The sequence below is a fragment of the Nocardioides sp. genome (assembly GCF_031397825.1).
In the GTDB taxonomy this organism is placed as follows: domain Bacteria; phylum Actinomycetota; class Actinomycetes; order Propionibacteriales; family Nocardioidaceae; genus Nocardioides.
In genome coordinates this window covers 36944-54711 of record NZ_JANNML010000107.1, presented here as the reverse complement: position 1 = coordinate 54711, position 17768 = coordinate 36944, and the positions used below count along the sequence as shown (strand labels likewise).

18 protein-coding genes are annotated in these 17768 nt (G+C 70.5%); 9 read left to right on the top strand and 9 right to left on the bottom strand.

The features are described from left to right. Positions 1 to 94: 94 nt before the first annotated feature. From RMN98_RS09545 to RMN98_RS09525, 5 genes are all read right to left on the bottom strand, one after another. Positions 95 to 931: a septum formation family protein gene (locus tag RMN98_RS09545; protein WP_309648581.1), complete on the bottom strand. Its 837-nt coding sequence runs from the start codon at positions 929 to 931 to the stop codon at positions 95 to 97. After that, positions 931 to 1716, bottom strand: coding sequence for a septum formation family protein (locus RMN98_RS09540; protein WP_309648580.1), 786 nt, complete (start codon positions 1714 to 1716; stop codon positions 931 to 933). Before RMN98_RS09540 ends, RMN98_RS09545 begins: the two co-directional genes overlap by 1 nt. A 92-nt stretch (positions 1717 to 1808) precedes the next feature. Continuing rightward, entirely contained in the window at positions 1809 to 6026 is a 4218-nt protein-coding gene (locus RMN98_RS09535; RefSeq protein ID WP_309648579.1) for a hypothetical protein, read from the bottom strand. 127 nt (positions 6027 to 6153) lie between these two features. Then, positions 6154 to 6642, bottom strand: a complete 489-nt coding sequence (locus RMN98_RS09530; RefSeq protein WP_309648578.1) for an NAD(P)H-dependent oxidoreductase — start codon at positions 6640 to 6642, stop codon at positions 6154 to 6156. An 8-nt stretch (positions 6643 to 6650) separates the two neighbouring features. Further along, positions 6651 to 6797, bottom strand: a complete 147-nt coding sequence (locus RMN98_RS09525; RefSeq protein ID WP_309648577.1) for a DUF1059 domain-containing protein — start codon at positions 6795 to 6797, stop codon at positions 6651 to 6653. Positions 6798 to 6907: 110 nt separating this feature from the next. Here RMN98_RS09525 and RMN98_RS09520 point away from each other — a divergent pair, with 110 nt between their 5' ends. The 3 genes from RMN98_RS09520 to RMN98_RS09510 are packed head-to-tail and all read left to right on the top strand — an operon-like array spanning position 6908 to position 8854. After that, positions 6908 to 7207, top strand: coding sequence for a helix-turn-helix transcriptional regulator (locus RMN98_RS09520; protein WP_309648576.1), 300 nt, complete (start codon positions 6908 to 6910; stop codon positions 7205 to 7207). A gap of 28 nt (positions 7208 to 7235) precedes the next feature. After that, a complete protein-coding gene (locus RMN98_RS09515; protein WP_309648575.1) occupies positions 7236 to 8591 on the top strand; it encodes a cation:proton antiporter in 1356 nt (451 codons plus the stop codon). Positions 8592 to 8635: 44 nt separating this feature from the next. Continuing rightward, entirely contained in the window at positions 8636 to 8854 is a 219-nt protein-coding gene (locus tag RMN98_RS09510) for a hypothetical protein (RefSeq protein ID WP_309648574.1), read from the top strand. Positions 8855 to 8900: 46 nt separating this feature from the next. Here the strand turns inward: RMN98_RS09510 and RMN98_RS09505 are convergent, their stop codons facing one another. From RMN98_RS09505 to RMN98_RS09490, 4 genes are all read right to left on the bottom strand, one after another. Then, positions 8901 to 9701, bottom strand: coding sequence for a sigma-70 family RNA polymerase sigma factor (locus tag RMN98_RS09505; protein WP_309648573.1), 801 nt, complete (start codon positions 9699 to 9701; stop codon positions 8901 to 8903). Between the two features lie 85 nt (positions 9702 to 9786). After that, complete coding sequence (locus RMN98_RS09500; RefSeq protein ID WP_309648572.1) at positions 9787 to 10263, bottom strand: hypothetical protein; 477 nt, start codon at positions 10261 to 10263, stop codon at positions 9787 to 9789. Between the two features lie 152 nt (positions 10264 to 10415). Beyond that, positions 10416 to 10571 carry a hypothetical protein gene (locus RMN98_RS09495; RefSeq protein ID WP_309648571.1) on the bottom strand — a complete coding sequence of 52 codons (156 nt, stop codon included), beginning with the start codon at positions 10569 to 10571 and terminating at the stop codon, positions 10416 to 10418. Positions 10572 to 10684: 113 nt separating this feature from the next. After that, positions 10685 to 11926, bottom strand: coding sequence for an Nramp family divalent metal transporter (locus RMN98_RS09490; RefSeq protein ID WP_309648570.1), 1242 nt, complete (start codon positions 11924 to 11926; stop codon positions 10685 to 10687). A 381-nt stretch (positions 11927 to 12307) separates the two neighbouring features. Between RMN98_RS09490 and RMN98_RS09485 the strand changes: the two genes are divergently transcribed. The 6 genes from RMN98_RS09485 (at position 12308) to RMN98_RS09460 (ending at position 17755) form a co-directional block, all read left to right on the top strand. Then, positions 12308 to 13204, top strand: a complete 897-nt coding sequence (locus tag RMN98_RS09485; RefSeq protein WP_309648569.1) for a ferritin-like domain-containing protein — start codon at positions 12308 to 12310, stop codon at positions 13202 to 13204. Positions 13205 to 13212: 8 nt separating this feature from the next. After that, entirely contained in the window at positions 13213 to 13338 is a 126-nt protein-coding gene (locus tag RMN98_RS09480) for a hypothetical protein (RefSeq protein WP_309648568.1), read from the top strand. A gap of 205 nt (positions 13339 to 13543) precedes the next feature. Beyond that, positions 13544 to 15286 carry a 2-isopropylmalate synthase gene (gene leuA, locus RMN98_RS09475; RefSeq protein ID WP_309648567.1) on the top strand — a complete coding sequence of 581 codons (1743 nt, stop codon included), beginning with the start codon at positions 13544 to 13546 and terminating at the stop codon, positions 15284 to 15286. A 77-nt stretch (positions 15287 to 15363) separates the two neighbouring features. Further along, entirely contained in the window at positions 15364 to 16221 is an 858-nt protein-coding gene (locus tag RMN98_RS09470; RefSeq protein ID WP_309648566.1) for an alpha/beta fold hydrolase, read from the top strand. Positions 16222 to 16237: 16 nt separating this feature from the next. Next, positions 16238 to 16966, top strand: a complete 729-nt coding sequence (gene recO / locus RMN98_RS09465; RefSeq protein ID WP_309648565.1) for a DNA repair protein RecO — start codon at positions 16238 to 16240, stop codon at positions 16964 to 16966. 9 nt (positions 16967 to 16975) lie between these two features. Next, a complete protein-coding gene (locus RMN98_RS09460; protein WP_309648564.1) occupies positions 16976 to 17755 on the top strand; it encodes an isoprenyl transferase in 780 nt (259 codons plus the stop codon). Positions 17756 to 17768: the final 13 nt, after the last annotated feature.

Sequence of the window (17768 nt, the reverse complement as noted above, 5' to 3'; positions counted from 1 at the left end):
CGGCCCCCGGGGTTTTGCACACCACCCCCACGGGGGGGGCGGTGGCCCCTGGGTTGGGTCACAAAACCGCAACCCCCGGAGCCGAGGACCGGCCTCAGTCCGGCGCCCAGCAGCGGCCGTAGGTCTGACCGGCGGCCCACTGCTCCTTGCTCGGCCCCTCGTAGCCCCACTGAAAGTTGAGCGCGTCGTCGGCGACCGAGCGGCCGGCGTCCTCGCAGGGCGTCTGGCCGGCGTCGCGAACGGCCTCGACGCCGGGGTAGCGCCCCTCCTCGAAGGGCACGACCTCGATCGCGCGCCACGAGTGCGGCTGGGAGCACAGGACCCGCTCGAAGTCGGGGGAGTCGGGGTCGTCGGTGCCGCACATCGCCCAGCGCTCGCGCCCCCCGGGCTGCGAGAGCACGTCGGAGAGGCGTCCGGTCAGCGGGGCGAGGGCGTCCTGGCCGGCGACGGCGATGACGTCGCAGCGGAACCAGTCGGCGCCGGCGTCGGACTGCTCGACGGTCGGGGTGAACCACACGGCACGCAGCATGCTCAACCGTCGGTCACGCAGCGTCCCGCCCACGAAGTCGGCCAACCCCGCGGGGCAGGCCTCGGCGACCTGGGCCATCACCCGCTCCGAGTCGACGGCGAGCAGGTGGCCGTCGACGACGGTGTCGAGGGTGCCGACCGCGAAGGTCATCGAGGTGTGGGTGCCGTCACAGTCGGTGGTGCGGGCGGCCGTGGTCGGGGCGAGGGCGTCGTCGAAGGCCAGCCGGTAGCACGCGCGGTCCTCGGGAGGGGGCACGGGCGTCGCCGACGGGCGCTCGACGGGTGCGGTCACCGACGGTGCGGCTTCCGGCGACTCCGAGGAGGACCCGTCCGTGCAGGCGCCGAGGAGGAGCGTCAGCCCCGTCACCGGCAGCAGCAGCAGGCGAGCACGACGACGCAGCATCAGTCGGGGGTCCTCGCCCAGCAGACCGAGCGACGGTTGCCCGCCTCCCACTCCGCCTCGTGGAACCAGGTGTAGCCGAAGTCGTAGTCGACGGGGTAGTTGAGCCACGCCCCGACGGAGTCGGAGCAGAAGTCGCGGGTGGTGACCTCGGCGACGCGATCACCGGGGTAGGGGTCTGAGGGCTCGCCCAGCTTGATCGTGGTGACCGCACGCCAGTCGTGCTTCTCGCTGCACGGGATCTTCAGCGAGCCACTCACCGACTCGCCGGCGACACACACCATCCAGCGGTCCGAGGGTCGCCCGAGCAGCAGGCCCTCGGCGGTGTCGGGCAGGTCGACGTACTTCTCGCTCTGCTCACCGCCGCCGACGACGTCGCAGCGGTACCACCGGGCGCCGTCGTCCCACGCCTTCTCGGACGGGCGGAACCACGCCCAGCTCACGACCGTGCGCATCACCAGGCTCTCGTCGGCACCGAGGAACTTCTCGAACTTCGAGGAGCACGTGTCGTAGGCGAAGGACCCGAGCTCGGCGGAGTCGTAGTCGACGTCGTCGAGCTCCGGGGGCAGCTCACCGACGGCATAGGTCTGCGCCGTGTGCCGCTCGGTGCACTCGACGACCGTCGTCGCGTTGCTCGGCATCGCGACGTCGTCGGGGGTGAGCTGGCGGCACGCACCGAGCTCGGGCACCTCGACGGAGTCGACCTGGTCGGGATCGGTGTTGCGGCCCTGCGCCTCCTCGGCACAGCCCGCGAGCACCGCGACGGACACGAGTCCCAGCAGGGGCATCACGGCCCGTCGGAGCCATGGGTGGACCACCGCGTTCCCTCCCTGGAGCTGCGACCTGACGACGAGCCTGATCGTACCTCCGCCCCGCAGGATCAGCGCACGGTGATGACCCGGACGGACCTGCTCCCGTCCCCTGCGACGACGACCAGGGAGGCGCGGTCGATCCGACCGGAGCGCAGCGCCGCCGCAGCGGCACCCTCGGCCCTCAGCCGTACGACGTGCCGCCCGGCCGCTACGCGGGTCACGGTCCGCGCGAGCACCGCGCCCTTGCGCAGGCCGGTGCCCGGGACGCGCGAGGCCGCCACGAGCCGCACCGTGAACGTGCGCGCCTTGACGGTGCGCAACGGGATGCTCACGACCGTCCGCGAGCCGGAGCCCGCAACGCTGCCGGTCGAGCCGGCTGCGAAGCCGGGGCTGGTGGGTCCGGTGCTGGTGCTGACCCGGAACGTCGCCGAGCCTGCGTCGTCAGCGGTGTCCGCGTCGGTGCTGCTGGTGCTGACGTGCGCGGTGTTCACGACGTCGCGCACCGTGGTCTCGGCGCCGGTCTGGATGCCCATGCACAGCAACCCGATCCGCGCCGTCAACGGGGCCGACGTCGGGTTGTGGAAGCGGAAGACCCGTGTCTTGGGCTGCGGATCGTTGCCGAGGGAGACGAGGCCACCGTCGAGGTCCCACGAGGCGACGATGCCCTTCTCCAGGTCCTCGCAGGTCAGCTGCTGCTCCACGGTCGCTCCCGGCGGCACCACCACGGTGCCGTCGAGCTGGTGCAGCGCCAGGTTGTGCGCGTGCCCGGCGGCGGTGCCCAGCGAGGTCGAGAGGCAGCGGATGCCGAAGGACACGTCCGCCGACGTGGGCACGTCGACCACGAAGCGCCAGCCCGTCGCGCTGCGCTGGCTCGTGCGCACGACGCCGCCGCCTGCGGTGAAGGTCCACCCCGGCGCGATGGCGACGCGACCGGCGCCGCAGGTGAGGTCGGTGGTCCAGCTCCCGGCGGCGTAGGTCGCCGTCGAGGTCACGGGCGACGACACGAGGACCGCGTGCGTGTGGTCCTCGCCGGTCACGGTGGTCGTGCTCAGGCACACGACGGTGACCTTTGCCTGCACCTGCCCGGTCGCGCCGTTGCGCACGGTCCCGGTCCAGCCCGCACCGTCGGCGGTCGCCGCGCTGGCGAGCACGGCTGCGTCGGCAAAGCCGCCGGTGCCCTGGTCGACGGAGTCGAGCCGGACGCTGCCGTCGGTCGCGAGGTAGCCGGCCGGGCAGGACGCCGTCGAGCTGCTCGTCTGGCCGCCCGCGAGGCTGAGGTTGGTCTCGGTCTTGGTGACGTCGATCTGGTGGCTCGTTCCGGTGGTCGTGGCGCTCACGGGGTCGACCCGGACGGTGACGGTGACGACCCGGGAGCCGCCTGGAGGCACGTTGCCGAGGGTGCAGGACACGTTCTGCCCGACGGCGGTGCACGGGGAGCCGCTGGTCGAGACATACGTCGTGCCCCCCGGCAGCGCGTCGCTGACGACCACGTCGTCAGCCGTGCCCGGACCGGCGTTGGCGACGGTGAGGGTGTAGGTCACCAGGTCGCCGGGGGAGGCCGTCGTGGTCGTCGTGGTCTTGGTGATCGACAGGTCGGAGCCGCCCGCGACGACGGGAGTGTCGGTTGCGGCCGCGTTGTTGCCGGTGTCGATGTCGGGCTCGCTCGTGGAGACCACCGCGTTGGTGACCACCGAGGTGGGGGCGGCGGCGCCGGAGGCGACCGTGGCCTGGATCGCGATGGTGGGCACCACGGCGCCGGCGCCGACGGTGCCGAGGTCACAGACCACGTCGTCACCGTCGAGGTAGCAACGCGGGTCGAGCGTCCCGGCGACCACGGTGAGCCCGGTCGGCACGGCGAAACGGACGATCGAGTCGGCAGCCGGCGAGGTGCCGGCGTTGAGGACGTCCAGCAGCCACGTGTACGTCGATCCGGGGACGAGCGTCGCGGGGTCGCCCTGCACGTGGTTGGTGATCCGCAGGTCGACCGGCTTGACGTCGACCGACGAGGTGGCGGTGTCGTTGCCCGTCGTCGGGTCGTTCTCGTGGGCGTGCACGGTGGCGCTGTTGGTCAGCGTGCTGCCAGCCGTCCCGATGTCGGGGCGTGTGGTGATGTGGATCGTGGCGCTGGCGCCGGACGCGAGGGCGCCCACCGTGCACGTGACCGTGGACGCGCTCGGCACGCTGACGCACCCCGGGTCGGCCGACACGAAGCTCATCCCGGGCGGGAGGTGGTCGACCACGGTGGAGCCGGTGGAGCGCGAGGGGCCGTGGTTGGTCACACTCAGCGTGTAGCTCACGGACCCGCCGACGACGACCGAGGCCACGTCCGCGGTCTTGGCGAGGGACAGGTCGGTCACGGCGACCGTCGGAGCGCTGTCGACCGTGCTGTTGTTGCCGACCAGGCCGTCACCGCCTCCGGTGACGGTCACCGTGTTGGCGACCGTGGCCGGGGCGCTGTCGGTGACCGTGGCGGTGAGTTCGATGCCCGGGAAGGCCGCGCCCGGTGCCAGGGCATCGGCCCGGGTGCAGGTGATCGTGCCGGCGGACTGCGAGCAGGTCCAGCCGCTGCCGACGGCGCTGACGAAGGTCAGCCCGGCGGGCAGGGTGTCCTGGACGGTCGCGGTGCCCTGCGACGCAGCAGGCCCGACGTTGCTGACGCCCAGCGTGTAGGTGACGTCCGCCCCCAGCACCAGCGAGCCCGTGTGGGTCTTGGTGACAGCCAGGTCCGGGCCTGCGACCGTCGTGGTCGCCGACGAGGCGGCGGTGAGGGCCGTCCCGAGGCTGGCGGAGTTGAAGCTGGCGGTCGCGGTGTTCGCGATGGTGGTCCCGTTGGCGACGGCCGGCACCGGTCCGTCGACGACCACGTCGAAGACCAGGGTGTAGGTCTTGCCGACGCCGATGGTCCCGCCGGCGCTCGCGCTCGCGCCGGATCCCAGCCGGGCGACGACACGGTCGTTGGCGACGTCGTACTCCGCCACGTCGTCTCCGCTGATGTCGGTGCGCGGCGTGGCGCTGCCGTCCGGTTGGGTGACAGAGATGGAGCCGGGCTTGTAGGTCGTGTCGGCGGGGACCGGGTCGCGCAGCACGAAGCCGGCCGCGCCGTCCTGGCCGTTGTTGACGCCCGACACGGTGTAGCGCAGCGTGTCGCCCTGCTCGACCAGTCCGCCGTTGACGTCGGTGACGGTCTTGGTCTGCACGATCTTGGGTGCGTAGAGGTCGGTCGCGAAGGTCACGACCCCGGGTGCGTAGACGTCCCCGGAGGACGTGAGCCCGATCGTCGCGCTGGTCGCACCGTTGGAGATGTAGGTGTTGCCGACGGTCAGCATGGACTGGTCGAAGCCGAGGTTGTTGGCGTAGCTCGGGCTGTTGCCCGTGCGCAGCACTCCGCCGCGGCTGATCTTGGAGTCGAAGAAGTTGGTGGCCGGGTGCTGGGCGTCGCTCAGGGCGATGCCGTTGAGCGTGGCGCTGTCGCCGACCAGGCCGAGGTCACCCTCGTAGGTCACGAAGCCGACGGTGGTGCTGACAGTGCCGGCGGGTGGGGTCTGGAAGCCGCTGACCGAGATCGTCCCGGAGCCGCTGCCGTTGATCGACTTCAGGCCGTCGAAGACCGTGAGGTTGCGGGCGGGCTGGCTCGTGTCGCGGTAGGCGACGACGAGCGACCAGCCGCCGAGGCGGTCCGCGCCGGTGCCGGTCTGCAGGTTGGCGACGGTGTAGACCCCGTTGCCGGCCGCCGCGACACGGGCGGTCACGTCGGCGAAGCCCTGGTAGATGATCGCGCCGTCGTCGACGGTGGTCGCGGTGATCGTCGAGTAGGCGGCGTCGCCGGGAGCCCTGAGCTTGACGGTGCCACGGGCTGCGGCGCTGGGCGCGGCCGACCCTCCGGACCCCGCGGTCACCTCGCCGCCCCAGTAGAGACCCGCGAACAGCACGGTCGCCCCCGACGGCAGCGCCAGGGTCGAGCGGCTGGAGTTGAAGGTCGTCGCGTCGCTGTCGACATCGACGTAGACCATCGAGTAGGCGTTATTGTTGTTGGCCGCGTTCGCCGTCGCCGTCGGTCCTGCGGCCGTGGCGGTGGTGCATCCGGACGCGGCCGTGTTGCAGGTCATCACCGTGTTGCCGACGATGTCGATGTCGCCGGTGTCGTTGGTGGTGAAGCGGGCCGCGAAGTTCCGGTCGGCGGCCGTGGCCGCCGGTGTGGGAAGGACGGCGAACGCCCCGAGCACGAGAAGGAGGATGGTCACTGCACGGGCCCAGGTCATGCCCGAGAGCCCCCTCGTCGCTGACATGGGGGAAGCATGAGGGCACACGGTGTCCGGACCTGAGACGTCGTACCGAACCGTGGCAGGACCGTGGACTAGGTAACAACCACGGCCTGATCCTGTTACCTGGGCGTGGAGCTCCGCCGGGGGATGACTAGACGGGTTCGACCAGCGCCGCCAGGGTCCCGCCGAGCTCGTACGCCGCGTCCCGCTGGTCGGCGCCCACGTCACCGAGGACCTCGAGCACCGGCGCGGCCTGGGTCCAGGGCAGGGCCTGGACGATCGACTGGACCGAGCGGACGGCCCCCGTGGTGTCGTAGCGACCGTGCACCCACAGCCCGTAGGGCAGCTTGCCCCGACCGGACGCGCCCGCGGAACCGTCCTCGCCGAGCTCGCCACCGGCCTCGAGGAACACGGTGTCGAAGAAGTGCTTGAGGGCTCCGGACATGTAGCCGAAGTTGGCCGGGGTCCCGAGCAGGATCCCGTCCGCCGCCGCCACGTCGGCGGCGCTCGCGTCCAGGGCGGAGCGAACGACCACCTCGACACCGGTGACCGCGTCGTCGCGGGTGCCCGCGACGACCGCCTCGGTCAGCGCCCGCACGGTGTCCGTGGGGGAGTGGTGGACCACCAGCAGTCGAGCCACCACGGTCCTCAGGTGGCCATGAACAGGATGGAGTCCCGGTCGTAGTCGCGCCCAGGGTGCTCGGAGGCCAGGTGGGCCTGGGTGCGCTCGACGAGGTCGTCCTCGTCGGTGCCGCGGATGACGGTGCCGCAAGGGCAGGCGAGGGTGGTCTTCATGCGTCCACTGTGCCATCGGGCAGCGGGGCGTGAGCCGAGGTCCACACGTTCACCCCATCGGGTGAACCCGCAGGCCAGCACCCGGGCCTGTCTCCTGCCAGGGTTGCACCGTGCCCGAGACCGCCCCTCCGACCACGCCCCAGGCATCCTCGACCGGTGCCCCGACAGACGGGTCGACGGCGTCGACGCTCGCCCTGTCCGCCCGGGAGGCCCAGGTCATCGGTCTGATCGTGCAGGGGCTGTCCAACGACGAGATCGCCGCGACAGTGTTCCTGAGCATCAACTCGGTCAAGACCTACATCCGCACCGCCTACCGCAAGATCGGGGTCACCCGGCGCGCGCAGGCCGTGGTGTGGGGCATGACGCACGGCTTCGCGCCCGACCAGGGGAATGGGTCGCGGCCGGACTAGGTTGAGTCGGCTCCGAGGAGGTGAGTCGATGACCGATGCCGTCGTGTTCCTGGTGGCAGGCCTGTGCCTGCTGCTGGCTGTCGTGCTGCCCCAGGCGCTGCGCCGGGTCGCCGTCTCCGCGCCGATGGTCCTGGTCGGCATCGGGCTTCTGATCGGGCTGTTCCCCATCCCCGAGTCGCTCTCGCTGGACCCCGAGTCCGACCGCGAGCTGGTCCTGCACGTCACGGAGCTCACCGTCCTCGTGGCGCTGATGGGGGTGGGCCTGGCACTCGACCGACCCCTGCGCCCACGCATCCGCCGCACCTGGGGCTACTGGTCACCCACGTGGCGCCTGCTCGCGATCGCCATGCCGATCACCATCGGCCTGGTCGCCCTGCTGGGCTGGGCCTACGCGGGGCTGGGACCGGCCACCGCACTGCTCCTCGGAGCGGTGCTCGCGCCCACTGACCCCGTCCTGGCATCCGACGTCCAGGTCGGTGGCCCGATGACCGCCGAGGAGATCGAGGAGCTCGAGACGGGGTTGGACTCCGACGACGGTGACACGGCCGAGCGCCTCGACGAGGTGCGCTTCTCCCTGACCTCCGAGGCCGGGCTCAACGACGGCCTTGCCTTCCCGTTCGTCTACCTCGCGATCCTGCTGGCCGCCGGCAGCTTCACGCTCGCCGACGCCGGCACCTGGATCGGGTGGTACCTCATCGGCAAGGTCGTCATCGGTGTCCTGGTCGGCCTCGCCTCCGGCTGGGCGCTCTCCCGGGTGGCCTTCCGCTCGCGCCGGCCGTCCCTGCGCCTCGCCGAGCAGGGTGAGCCGCTCCTGGCGCTGGCGGCCCTGCTGGCGTCGTACGGCGCCGCCGAGCTGGTGGGTGGCTACGGCTTCCTCGCCGTCTTCACGTGCGCGATGGCCATGCGCGCCTCCGAGCGCGCCCACGACTACCACCGGGCCATGCACGAGGTCGTGGAGCGCCTCGAGCGGCTGTTCACCCTCGCCGTACTGCTCTTCCTCGGCATCGCGACCACCAACGGCCTGCTGGACGGGCTGGAGCTGTCCGGTGTCGTGACCGCTCTCGCCCTGATCTTCGTGATCCGTCCGGCCGCGGGCGTGATCGCGCTCGGCGTGTGGCCCAAGCCGGCCGCCAAGGCAGGCGGACTCTCCTCGTCCGACCGCTGGGCGGTGGCGTTCTTCGGCGTCCGTGGCGTCGGGTCGCTGTTCTACCTCGCCTACGCCGCTGGGGAGGCGGAGTTCGACGACCTCCCGTGGCTCTGGTCCACGGTCGCCTTCACCATCGTCGCGTCGGTGCTCGTGCACGGGATCGCGGCCACCCCCTGGCTCGACCGCGTGGACCGGCGCAGAGGAGCCTCGGGACCGGGTCTCGCGGCCCCACGCTAGGAGCAGCTCGTGCTTGGCCGCGCTCCGACCGGGTACCGAAGCGCATGGACATCGACACAGCACAAGCAGCCCAGGCGGTCGTCGACCGCGTGACCTCCTACCAGGAGAGCGCCCCCGAGGGCACCGTCGAGAAGGAGCTCCGCGACGGCCTCACCGAGGCCGGTGTGAACCTTTCCGACGACGACGTACGACGTCTGGTCGACGCCATCGAGGGCACCGACGAGGGCGAGGGCCACGTGAAGGTGGCCGAGGTCCTCGGCTGACGACTGGCCGTCAGGCCACGACTGACCGTCAGGCCACGACTGGCCGTCAGGCCACGAAGGGGAGTTCGACCCCGAGCTCGTCGCGCAGCCTGGCGAGGATCCTCGCCAGGCGGCGCGAGATCGTCATCTGCGTCACGCCGAGGATCTCGCCGATCTGCTGCTGCGTGAGGCCCTCGGAGTAGGTCATCGCGAGGAGGCGACGGTCCTCGGGCTCGAGGTGGCGCAACGGGTTGGCCAGCACCGAGCGGGCGTCGACGGCGTCGACGGCCCGGCCGTCGTCGGTCATCAGGAAGTCGCTGAGCGACTCCAGGCTGTCGGCCTCGACGGCCTGGTCGATCGAGATCGGCTGGAAGCACACGTTGGCGCCGAGTGCCTCGACGACGTCGTCGATCTTGAGGTCGAGACGCTTGGAGATCTCCAGCGGCGTCGGCGGTCGCCCGTGCGTGGTGCCCTGCTTGTAGGCCTCGAGCACGCGCGACTGGATCTCCTGGATCCGTCGCGGTGGGCGGATGGTCCACCCGTGGTCGCGGAAGTAGCGCTTGACCTCGCCGGTCATCGTGGGCACGGCGTAGGACAGGAAGTCCCGCTCCCGGGCGCAGTCGAACTTCTGGGCCGCGCGCACCAGCGCGAGGCAGGCGACCTGCTCGAGGTCCTCGATGGCGATGCCGCGGTTCTGGTAGCGGCGCGCGATGGCGTGGGCGACCTGGATGTTGAGCACGACGATCTGGTCGAGGACGTCGGTCCGCTCGGGACCCTCCTCCTCGGAGAGGAGAGCGAAGAGCCGTGCGGTCTCGCTGCTGCGCACGTCCCGCGGCACGGGACGACCCGGCATGGTGGTGACGGTCATGGGAACCCTCCCTCTTTCCAGGCTCAGCCTCGCGGAGGGAAGGGTCCGCCCGACACACCCGCGGGGGTGAGTCCTGCAGGGGGGATCAGCGGTCGAAGCGGGCCACGAGGCCGCGCTCACCGGCGCGCACCTCGACGAGGGTCAGCGTCGTGGTCTGCGAGACGTGGTGCACGCGCTCGAGGCTGTCGAGCCGGATGAGCACGTGACCGCCGTCGGTCACGTGGTCGGCAGCAGTGGCCAGGCAGGCGCGTGCGAGATCGAGGGTCGCGGTCGAGTCGTCGGACGGAGCGACCTCGGGTGCGGCGATCACGACCGCGAAGGTCTCGTGGTGCTGCTGCGGGGCGGCGCCGGAGCCGCGCACCTCGACGTCGCCGGCGAGACCGGCCAGGTCCGCGTCGAGCATCGTCGACTCCCGGGCGTCCGCGTCGTCGTCGACGCACAGCAGCGGGCGGTTGGCGAGGGTGACGGCCACCAGCCCGAGATGCTGGGTGGACGGGGCAAGATCCAGGACGCGGCCGACCGGGGCATCCGGGATCAGCTCGGCTGCCCACCGTGACTGCATGGTCGTCCGGGGTCCTGGCGTCATGGGGGTCGGTGCCCGATCACCCGCAGCGCATGCGCCGAGGTCAGCGTCGGTCGCGCAGCATCCGCACGCCGGCCCAAACGGCCAGCGGGACGCCGACGAGCAGGATGAGCAGAACCAGCCAGTCGGACTCAGACATCGGCGGGGCCCCGCTTGAGCGAGCGGTTGAGGCGCCTCTCGGAGCCGATCACGGCCAGGCGCGCAGAGACGTATCCGCCGACGACGCCGACGAGAACGGCAAGTCCGATGCCCACCATGATGGCCAGGGGCCAGTCGATCATCAGCATGGCTTCTCCTCGGGACGTCAGCGGGGACAGCTCTGGGGTCCGGATCATCCCCCCGCGGGGGCCGGTGAAACAGGCTTGCTCGACAAACACCCGTTCGGGTGAGGTGGGCGCCCTCAGCCCCAGACGGTCTGCTGCACGAGCACCGCGTTCAGCGCGATGATCACCACCGCGATGAGAGACGCGACGACAGTCGTGAGTCGGCGGTTGACCAGGGTCCCCATGACGTCGGCGCGTCGGGTGAAGATCACGAGGGGGACCAGGGCGAAGGGGATGCCGAAGGAGAGCACCACCTGGGACACGACCAAGGCCCGGGTCGGGTCGACCCCGAGGGCGAGGATGACCAGCGCCGGGGCGAGCGTCACGAGGCGGCGCACGACGAGCGGCACCCTCAGTCGGAGGAACCCTTCCATCACGACCTGACCCGCGTAGGTGCCGACGCTCGAGGCCGCGAAGCCGGAGGCCAGCAGCGCCAGGGCGAACAGCAGGGCGGCGCCCGGTCCTAGCGCGTCGCCGAGAGCAGCATGGGCGCCCTCGATGGTGTCGACGGCCGGACCTGGTCCCGAGAGCACCTTGGCCGCGACGACGAGGAGGGAGAGGTTCATCAGGCCCGCGACCGTCATGGCGATGACGACGTCCTTGCGTTGGCTGCTCAGCAGGGAACGACGCTCGGCCTCGGTGGTGCGCACGTAGCGGTCGCGGGTCAGGGCGCTGTGCAGGTAGATGGCGTGGGGCATGACGGTCGCACCGAGCATGCCCGTGGCCAGCAGGAGGCTCTCGGTGCCGTCGAACTGCGGGATGGTGCCGGAGGCGATTGCCAGTGGCTCGAGGCCGCTGACGGCGACGTCGTAGGCGAAGCCCGCCAGGATGACGCCCAGGAGGCCGGCGATGGCGACCTCGAAGGGGCGGTGCCCGCGGGTCTGGAGGGCCAGCAGGGCGAAGGCGACGAGGGCTGTGATGAGACCGCCCGTCACCAGGGGGAGCCCGAAGAGGAGCTTGAGCGCCAAGGCTCCACCCACCACCTCGGCAAGGTCCGTGGCAATGGCGACGACCTCCCCCTGCACCCACAGACCGCGGGTGACGGGCCGGGGAAAGTGCCGTCGGCACAGGGCCGGGAGGCTCTCACCCGTCGCGATGCCGACCTTCGCCGACAGGTACTGGATCAGCATGGCCATGAGGTTGCTGACCACGACCACCCAGACCAACAGATAGCCGAACGTCGAGCCGGCGGTGATGTTGGTGGCGAAGTTGCCGGGGTCCACGTAGGCAATGGCCGTGACGAACGCGGGCCCGAGCAGCGGCAGCGGTCCCCGCACCCACGCTCGGGGGCGGACGTCGCTCCTGGCGTCCTGATACATCACAACACTCCCGTCGTGGCGCGTTCTTGCGCGGTCACCCAATGCGGCATAAGGGGTTCGTAGTGAGGTCTAGACCGGATTTACCGAGTAAGAAAAATTCTCAGAAATCTATCCCGTCTTCACTCGTGACAATTCCGCTTTGACGTGTCTACCGTGATGACGTCATAACGATTTCCGACCTAGACGTCATCATCGGAAATTGCCTCAGATCGCCCACAGGACTGGAGATTCACGCACGACGACGCGATTGTCCCGCGCGATGACGTTTGCACCGAGTCTCTCCAATCACGCAATTGTGCGCTTATCGATGAGCGCTATTTCTGCCTGCGTGCAAACAATTCGAATGGAGTCACCATGTTCGGAAAAACCGTTGTTCGCGACATGATCGATCGCAGTGCCGAGAACCCTGCGGACCGTCGCATCTTCTTGAAGTCGGCCGGTGTGGCCGGCCTCGGCGTCGTCGGTGCTGGAGCCGTCGGGTCGATGGAGAGTGCCTCAGCGGCGGGTCCCAGCGACAGCGCGATCTTGAACTTCGCACTGAACCTCGAGTACCTCGAGGCGGAGTTCTACCAGCAGGCCGCGTTCGGCAAGAGCCTTCCCGACAACCTGACGTCCGGCAAGGGCGACAAGGGGGGCGTCGTCGGGGGCCGCAAGGTGAAGTTCGACTCTCCCGTCATCGAGAAGTACGCCCGTGAGATCGCCATCGACGAGCTGGACCACGTCAAGTTCCTGCGCACCGCGCTCGGTGGTGCGAAGGTGTCGCGGCCCAAGATCGACCTGAAGAACAGCTTCACCGCGGCGGCGCGGGCTTCCGGACTCATCGGCCCCAATCAGCAGTTCGACCCGTTCGCCAACGAGAACAACTTCCTGCTCGCCGCCTTCATCTTCGAGGACGTCGGCGTCACGGCCTACAAGGGTGCCGCGCCGCTGATCAACAACAAGACGTTCTTGGAGGCAGCTGCCGGGATCCTGGCTGTGGAGGCCTACCACGCCGGGATCATCCGGACGGTCGCCTACTCCAAGAACCTCAACAACGCCGTCCGCAAGATCTCCAACGCCCGCGACAGCCTGGACGGCAAGACCCAGCTCGACCAGGGCATCGGCACCCGCAAGAAGGCCAACCTGGTGCCGACCGACCGCAACGGGATCGTGTTCAGCCGGTCGGCGGACCGTGTGCTCAACATCGTCTACCTCAACCCCGGCAAGACGAGCAAGGGCGGCTTCTACCCGCAGGGTGTCAACGGGTCGATCCGCACCAGCGGTCCGAAGCCGAGCTGAGGTCTGCCATGGACCTCACGCAGGTGGTCGCGGCACTCATCTGGACGCTCGTCATCGCGCGCGCCCTGCTGTTGCTGGCCCGGCCCAGCCGGGGCCACGCCCACGACGTCGCCCACGACGTCGCCCACGCCTGAACGGCGCGCCACCGCAGACGGGGCCCGCGAGCACATGCTCGCGGGCTCCGTCCCCGTCGGCTAGGATCAGGACCATCATGATGCGCCAGCTCCTCCTTCGCTGCCGCAGCGAGGCCTGAGCCAGAGCCGGACCCCCTCGCTGCGGAGTGAGTGCGTGCGCCCGGCTCGCCCTACCGTTGGCACAGCCCGATCCCGCGAGGAACTCATGACCACCGCAGACCACCCGCACCAGACCAGCCCGCAGCAGCCCAGTGGCATGCCCTTCGGCCGCTACGAGCCGTTCACGCCCGTCGTCCTCTCCGACCGCACCTGGCCCGACAAGACGATCACCCAGGCACCGCGCTGGTGCGCGGTCGACCTGCGCGACGGCAACCAGGCGCTCATCGACCCGATGTCCCCGGCCCGCAAGCTGACGATGTTCAAGCTGCTCGTCGAGATGGGCTACAAGGAGATCGAGGTCGGGTTCCCGAGCGCGAGCCAGACCGACTTCGACTTCGTGCGTCAGCTCATCGACGATGACCTGATCCCCGACGACGTGACCATCCAGGTGCTGACCCAGGCCCGCGAGGAGCTCATCGAGCGGACCTACGAGTCGATCAGGGGCGCCAAGCAGGCGATCGTGCATCTCTACAACTCGACCTCGACGCTCCAGCGGCGGGTCGTCTTCGGCCTGGACATGGACGGCATCGCCGACATCGCGGTCCAGGGTGCACGCCTGTGCAAGAAGTACGAGGAGAGCATCCCGGAGACGGAGGTCCTCTACGAGTACAGCCCCGAGTCCTACACCGGCACCGAGCTCGAGTTCGCCGTGCGGGTCTGCAACGAGGTGCTCGAGGTCTTCGAGCCGACCGCGGCCAAGCCGGTGATCATCAACCTGCCGGCGACCGTGGAGATGGCCACGCCCAACGTCTACGCCGACTCCATCGAGTGGATGGACCGGCACCTGGCCCACCGTGAGCACGTCGTGCTGTCGCTGCACCCGCACAACGACCGCGGCACCGCCGTGGCCGCGGCCGAGCTGGGCTACCTCGCCGGCGCCGACCGCATCGAGGGCTGCCTGTTCGGCAACGGCGAGCGCACCGGCAACGTCTGCCTGGTCACCCTGGGGCTCAACCTGTTCAGCCAGGGCGTGGACCCGCAGGTCGACTTCTCCGACATCGACGAGATCCGCCGCACGGTCGAGTACTGCAACCAGCTGCCCGTCGCCGAGCGTCACCCCTACGGCGGCGACCTGGTCTACACGGCCTTCTCCGGATCGCACCAGGACGCGATCAAGAAGGGGTTCGAGGCGATGGAGCGCGACGCGGCCGCCGCCGGCGTCGGTGTCGACGAGCACGCGTGGGCCGTCCCCTACCTGCCGATCGACCCCAAGGACGTGGGTCGCAGCTACGAGGCGGTCATCCGCGTCAACAGCCAGTCCGGCAAGGGCGGAGTCGCCTACATCCTCAAGGCCGAGCACAAGCTCGACCTGCCGCGCCGCGCCCAGATCGAGTTCAGCCGCGTCATCCAGCAACGCACCGACGCCGAGGGCGGCGAGGTGTCGCCCGAGGAGATCTGGTCGGTCTTCTCCTCGGAGTACCTCGACCGCGAGGCCCCCCTGCGCCTCAACTCCGTGCACACCAGCTCTGCCGCCGGTGAGAAGGACGCCCTCACCGTCAACGTCTATGTCGACGGCGAGATGCGCACCCTCGAGGGCACCGGCAACGGCCCCATCGCTGCCTTCGTCGCCGCGATCAACGAGCTCCCGCGCACCGGTCACGGCGGCAGCTTCGACGTGCGCGTCCTCGACTACCACGAGCACGCGCTGTCCTCGGGAGGTGACGCCATCGCGGCGGCCTACGTCGAGTGCGCGGTGGGGGACACCGTGCTGTGGGGTGTGGGGCTGGACGCCAACATCGTCACCGCCTCGCTCAAGGCGGTCGTGAGCGCCGTCAACCGCGGCGCCTGATCGCGGGGGTCTCGACGCCGGGTCGCCGGCGTCGAGACCCGTGCCCCGGCGGTCTCCCGTCGGCTAGATTGCCGTCCATGCTCGTCTCCGAACGCATCGGTCAGTTCTTCCTCGAGACCGACAGCGGTCGCGACCGGCTCGAGTACACCGAGTACGGCGCCGGGGACGCCTGGGTGGTGCTGGTCCACGGACAGCTGATGCCGCGACGCATGCAGCAGCCGCTCGCCCGGGCGCTGGCCGCCCACGGCCTGCACGTCGTGACCGTCGACCTGCTCGGCCACGGCCGTTCCGACCGCCCCGCCGACCCGCTGGCCTACTCGATGACCGCCTTCGGCGAGCAGGTCATCGCGCTGCTGGACCACCTCGGGGCGCCCCAGGCGGTCATCGGGGGCACGTCGCTGGGGGCCAACGTCTCCCTCGAGGTCGCGGTCCTCGCCCCCGAGCGGGTCAAGGGCCTGATCATCGAGATGCCGGTCCTCGACAACGCCGTGGAGGCCGGGATCCTCGCCTTCGCACCGATCCTCTTCGCCGCCCGCTTCCTGCCCTTCACCGTCAACGGCGTACGCCGGGTCACCCGGCCCATCCCGCGCGGCATCGTGCCCTTCTGGGCCGGGATCGTCCTCGACACCCTCGACCAGCGGGCCGACGCCATGGCGGCAGTGGTGCACGGGTTGTTCTTCGGGCGCGTGGCGCCGTCCTCCAAGCAACGTCGGGCGATCATGGCCCCGGCGCTCGTGGTGGGGCACCCGGCCGACCCGATCCACCCCGCCGCCGACGCGGCGATGCTCGCCGAGGAGATGCCCCACGCCGAGTTCGTCCAGGCCCGGAGCATCCTGGAGTGGCGCTTCCGCCCCGAGCGGCTCGACCACGCGGCGGCCGACTTCGCACGCAGGTGCTGGAAGTCACCGCGTCGCAGCCGCCGCACGGGGGTCTGACAGGCACACTGGTCCCGTGCCTCTCTACCGCGACGAGGCGATCGTGCTGCGCACCCACAAGCTGGGGGAGGCCGACCGCATCATCACCCTGCTGACCCGCCACCACGGCCGGGTGCGCGCCGTCGCCAAGGGTGTACGCCGGACCTCGTCACGGTTCGGCTCGAGGCTGGAGCCCTTCACCCACGTCGACCTCCAGCTGGCCGAGGGGCGCAACCTCGACACGATCACGCAGGCGGAGACCAAGTCCGCGTTCTCCTCCGACCTCGGTGCCGACTACGAGCGCTACACCGCCGGCACCGCGATGCTCGAGACGGCCGAGCGGCTGGTCTCGGAGGAGAAGCAGCCGTCGCTCCAGCAGTTCCTGCTCCTGGTCGGTGGCCTGCGGGCGATGGCGGCCGGGGACCACCGTCCCGGCCAGATCCTCGACTCCTACCTCCTGCGCTCGCTCGCCGTCGCGGGCTACGCACCGTCGTTCGACGCCTGCGCGCACTGCGGGCTCGAGGGACCGCACCGCTGGTTCAACCCCTCGCAGGGCGGGATGCTGTGCACGACGTGTCGCCTGCCCGGCAGCGCAAGCCCGTCGGCGTCGGCGATCGAGGTCATGGGCGCCCTGCTGGCCGGCGACTGGCCTGTGGTCGAGGCCGCCGAGGTGCGCCCGCTGCGTGAGGCGAGCGGCCTGGTGTCGGCGTTCCTGCACTGGCACCTCGAACGAGGCCTGCGCTCGCTGGAGCACGTCGAGCGATAGCGTCGCCCCGTGAAGCGAGCCGTCCGCCAGCCCACCCCGCACCCGTCGGGTGCGCGTCCGCCGGCGATCCCGAAGGACCTGGTGCCGAAGCACGTCGCGATCGTGATGGACGGCAACGGGCGCTGGGCCAAGGAGCGCGGGCTGCCGCGCACCAAGGGCCACGAGCAGGGCGAGAGCTCGCTCTTCGACGTCGTCGAGGGCGCGATCGAGATCGGCGTCAAGGCCGTCTCCGCCTATGCGTTCTCGACGGAGAACTGGTCGCGCTCGCCCGACGAGGTGAAGTTCCTCATGGGCTTCAACCGGGACGTGATCCGGCGTCGGCGCGACGAGATGCACGAGCTCGGGGTCCGGGTCCGGTGGGCCGGTCGCGCCCCGCGGCTGTGGAGGTCTGTCATCAAGGAGCTCCAGGTCGCCGAGGAGCTCACGAAGGACAACGACGTGCTGACGCTGACCATGTGCGTCAACTACGGCGGCCGAGCCGAGGTCGCCGACACCGCGCGGGCCATCGCCCGCGACGTCGCGGCGGGGCGGCTCAACCCGGAGAAGGTCGACGAGAAGACCTTTGCGCGCTACCTCTACGTGCCCGAGCAGTCCGACGCCGACCTGGTGTGGCGCACGTCGGGGGAGCAGCGACTGTCCAACTTCATGCTCTGGCAGGCGGCCTACAGCGAGCTGGTGTTCACCGACATCCTCTGGCCCGACGTCGACCGTCGCGCGCTGTGGGACGCGATCGAGCTCTACGCGCGTCGCGACCGGCGCTACGGCGGCGCGCAGCCCAACCAGGTGTGAGCCCGCGGGCCGT